Below are 3,763 nucleotides of genomic sequence, written 5' to 3'. Positions count from 1 at the left end.
ATATAACTGCAATACCTATTTCAAAAACAGGTAGAGTTTATATAGACAAGGTACAAAGTATCTGATAAAATATTCGAGGATAATTCTTGTAATTGATTTCACTTATATTCGTGATGCGGTGCAAGTAACGCAGCGGATTTACAGGGAGGGAGTAGCTTGAAAAAAACGATCGTTTATGTCGTATTAGCTGTCGTCGTGTGTTTATTTGGCGGCATTGCGTATTTGATGATGCGCGGTGATGCCGGCAGTGCTGACGTCGCCATGCGGCAGGTAACGGACAGTACGGGAAAAGAAGTACAGATTCCTGTTCATCCGAAACGAATTGTATTTCTGAATGTTTCCAATATGGATATGTACGTTGCTGCCGGCGGGAAAGATGCCATTGTCGGCAAACCGACGTCGACCTCCATGTCGCCGGAACTGGCAAAAGCCGTAGAACCGGCACAGGAAGTAGGTATTATTCATTCACCTAATATTGAAAAAATACTGGCATTAAAGCCGGATCTGGTCATTGGCGTCAATGTGCCGTTCCATAATCAGCTTCGGGAAACGATGGAACAGAACCACATTCCTCTGTACATCAATTCCCTCGACTCTTATGAAGATACGCTGAAAACGCTGAAATTCTTCGGTGAACTGACGGGACAGGAAGACACAGCCAAGGCGGCAGTTGAAAAAATTACCAGGCAGTGCAGTGATGCCGAAGCCATGACGGCAGGCAAAGAGGGTCCGAAAACGCTCATCCTGTTCAGCAATCCGGACAGCAATAACATGGCCAGCAGCACGACCTTCTCCGGTGATTTGCTCAAACGACTGCACGGCGTCAACATTGCCGATCTGGATACATCCCTGAAAGGGCAGTTCATTCCTCTCAGCCTGGAATACGTCGTCAAACAGGATCCGGAAGTTATTTTCATCATTTCCATGGGCAATACGCCGGACAGCCTGGCCCGGTTTAAGGACCAGATGCAGACCAATGAAGCATGGAATCAGACATCTGCTGTAAAAAATAGCCGTATTTATGAACTGCCTATGGATTTATTTACGGTCAATCCGGGCAGCCGCATTGGCGATGCCATGATGTACATGGCCAACTGCCTGTACGGACAGGGAGGCAAGTAATGGAACAGGTTGCAGAAAAAGACCGGCGCAGCACCGTGCGGATGATGACCTTGTGCGCAGGATTGATACTGCTGGTCGTGTCCCTGGCACTGGGCATTGCTGCCGGCGCCGTGCATATTTCACTGGCTGATATCTGGCAGGCTATTACCAGGCCGGGACAGACAGATAATTATCGGATTATTTATACGCTCCGCATGCCCCGCGCCATCTGCGCCGCCCTGGCTGGAGCGAACCTGGCTCTGTCAGGCTGTATTTTGCAGGGGATTTTGCGCAATCCCCTGGCTGACCCGGGCATCATCGGCATTTCTGCCGGCGCTGGGCTGGCGGCTATGGCCCTCATGCTGATTGCGCCGACCTTGACGGCCTTCGTACCTTTTGCGGCTTTCTTCGGCGCTATTATTGCCGCAGCGATCGTCTTTATGCTGGCCTATGAACGGGGCGTCAACCCCCTGCGGCTGGTCCTGGCCGGCGTTGCCATTGCTGCCTTCTTCGGCGGCGGCATGACGGCCCTGTCCGTATTCTTCTCGGACAAAATTCAGGGGACCGTTTCCTGGATGGCCGGCGGCTTTGCCGGCAGCAACTGGCAGCATGTGCGCATGATCCTGCCATACAGCTTCGTTGGCATTATCGGCACGCTGTGCTACTACCGCAAGCTTAATGCCCTGCAGCTCGGCGACGACGTTGCTAAGACCCTGGGCGTGCATACAGAACGGACGCGGGGCATTCTTGTCGCCCTGGCGGCCCTACTGGCAGCATCGGCAGTCAGCGTAGCCGGCCTGCTGGGATTTGTGGGACTCATCATTCCCCATGTCATGCGCCTCGTCGTCGGTTCTGATTTTGAAACGCTTCTGCCGTGCTCGGCTCTGTTCGGCGCGATTCTAGTCGTCGTGGCCGATGTGGCGGCGCGCACCATATTCAGCCCTGTAGAAGTGCCTGTCGGCATATTCATGTCCTTTATTGGCGCGCCCTTTTTCCTGTATTTGCTGAAACGGAGGATGCGTCACGCATGAGTACAATTACAACGAATGACTTATGTCTGCAGTACGGTGAACGGGTCATTGCCGATCACCTGAACCTGACTTTTGATAAACCGGAAATCGTGTCGATTATCGGTCCCAACGGCGCCGGCAAATCGACAATCCTCAAGTCCCTGGCCCGACTGCTCGTGCCGACAGGCGGCGCTGTCTATCTGGACGGCAAAGACCTGCAGTCCATGGATATGAACACCATTGCCCGCACCGTATCGGTACTGCCGCAGTCCACCAATGCACCTGGCGATATGACCGTCCGCGACCTCGTCACCTATGGCCGCCTGCCCTATCAGGGGATGTTTTCCAAATTGAAAGACGAAGATACGAAAGCCATTGACACGGCCCTGAAAGCGACGGAAATGGAAGAACTCCAGCATAACCGCCTGTCAGATTTATCCGGCGGCGAACGGCAGCGGGCCTGGCTGTCTCTGGCTATTGCCAAGGAACCGCAGGTACTGCTTCTGGATGAACCGACGACGTACCTCGACATTCGCCATCAGCTGGCCCTGATGGAGCTGGTCGTTCATCTGTATAAGACGCGGCATATTATCGTCATTATGGTCATGCACGACCTGAACCATGCGGCCCGCTACAGCCATCGCCTCATTGCCGTCAAGAAAGGCCATATCGTTGCTGACGGTCCCGTAGATGACGTGTTCTGCCAGGATATTCTGGAACCGCTGTACGGCATTAAGGCCATTGTGACCAAAGTACATGAAAAAGGGGAAGACTACCTGGCCTGTTTCCCCTATGCCGCTGTATAACGTACGCTCACAACGCCTGATGCAGACGTGTGAATAGAAAATACCCTGTTGACAGAAAGGGCAGTAGTATGAGCTGCCTTTTCGGACAGACCCAGTGTTGTTCAAAGAAGAAGGGAGATTTATCGTATGTTTATGAGTAAGAAAAATGGCTATGCAGCCAAAGTCAGCGCCTTATCGGCAGCCGTATTTGCGGCCCTCGCGCTTCCGGCCTATGCCGCTGATGGAAGCGACGCTGTGACAACCAAGGATGTTGTTGTTACGGCAACAAGAACAGAAGAAGAAGTAAAGAACGTTTCACAAGCGGTAGAAGTTATTACTGCCGATGACATTGCTAAAATGGGGGCAACTGATATCAATCAAGCCCTGAAATTAGCCAGTAATGTCGATGTAGGGCGTGCTGGTATGGCCGGGAATAAAGTTATGATTCGCGGTATGAAAACAAACCATTCTTTGGTTCTGGTGAACGGCCAGCGAATGGCTGGCGAAGATACGAGTACGTTGCAAAATGTATATTCTTTGAGCCGGCTGAGCCTATCTGATATAGAACGTATTGAAATTGTTCGTGGCTCTGCATCAGCACAGTACGGTTCCGATGCATTGGGGGGCGTCATCAATATTATTACAAAAAAAGGTGGTCAAAAGCCTTCGGTTACAGTAGGTGCTTCGACAGGAACGAATTCTATCAATAATTACTATCATATCGACATGGGCCAACAGGGGAAATTTAATGGTACCCTGGACTTGCGGTTCTCTAAAATCCGTAAGAATGTAATACCTGGTGCAGAAGGCAGCAATTACTATGGACCAACTCAGGATTTCCATTTTGATGGAAACTATGATCTGGGG

The 3,763-nt window shown here is 51.4% G+C and carries 4 protein-coding genes; all 4 read left to right on the top strand.

From position 1 onward, the window contains the following. Positions 1–156 precede the first annotated feature (156 nt). Positions 157–1,122: an ABC transporter substrate-binding protein gene (locus Q3886_RS09175; RefSeq protein WP_301861119.1), complete on the top strand. Its 966-nt coding sequence runs from the start codon at positions 157–159 to the stop codon at positions 1,120–1,122. After that, positions 1,122–2,132: an iron ABC transporter permease gene (locus tag Q3886_RS09170; RefSeq protein ID WP_301861118.1), complete on the top strand. Its 1,011-nt coding sequence runs from the start codon at positions 1,122–1,124 to the stop codon at positions 2,130–2,132. Before Q3886_RS09175 ends, Q3886_RS09170 begins: the two co-directional genes overlap by 1 nt. Next, positions 2,129–2,917 carry an ABC transporter ATP-binding protein gene (locus Q3886_RS09165; RefSeq protein WP_301861116.1) on the top strand — a complete coding sequence of 263 codons (789 nt, stop codon included), beginning with the start codon at positions 2,129–2,131 and terminating at the stop codon, positions 2,915–2,917. The genes Q3886_RS09170 and Q3886_RS09165 overlap by 4 nt, the downstream gene beginning before the upstream one ends. A 126-nt stretch (positions 2,918–3,043) precedes the next feature. Then, positions 3,044–3,763, top strand: a 720-nt coding sequence (locus Q3886_RS09160; protein WP_301861115.1) for a TonB-dependent siderophore receptor, incomplete at its 3' end; no start/stop codon positions are given.

This window comes from uncultured Megasphaera sp. (genome assembly GCF_958350005.1).
In the GTDB taxonomy this organism is placed as follows: Bacteria; Bacillota; Negativicutes; order Veillonellales; family Megasphaeraceae; genus Megasphaera.
This window is presented reverse-complemented; position numbering and strand designations above follow the sequence as displayed.

What these genes read in the sequence shown, in the direction of transcription:
- Q3886_RS09170 (WP_301861118.1), top strand. Translation starts at nt 1,122, where the DNA reads ATGGAACAGGTTGCAGAAAAAGACCGGCGCAGCACCGTGCGGATGATG.
- Q3886_RS09165 (WP_301861116.1), top strand. Translation starts at nt 2,129, where the DNA reads ATGAGTACAATTACAACGAATGACTTATGTCTGCAGTACGGTGAACGG.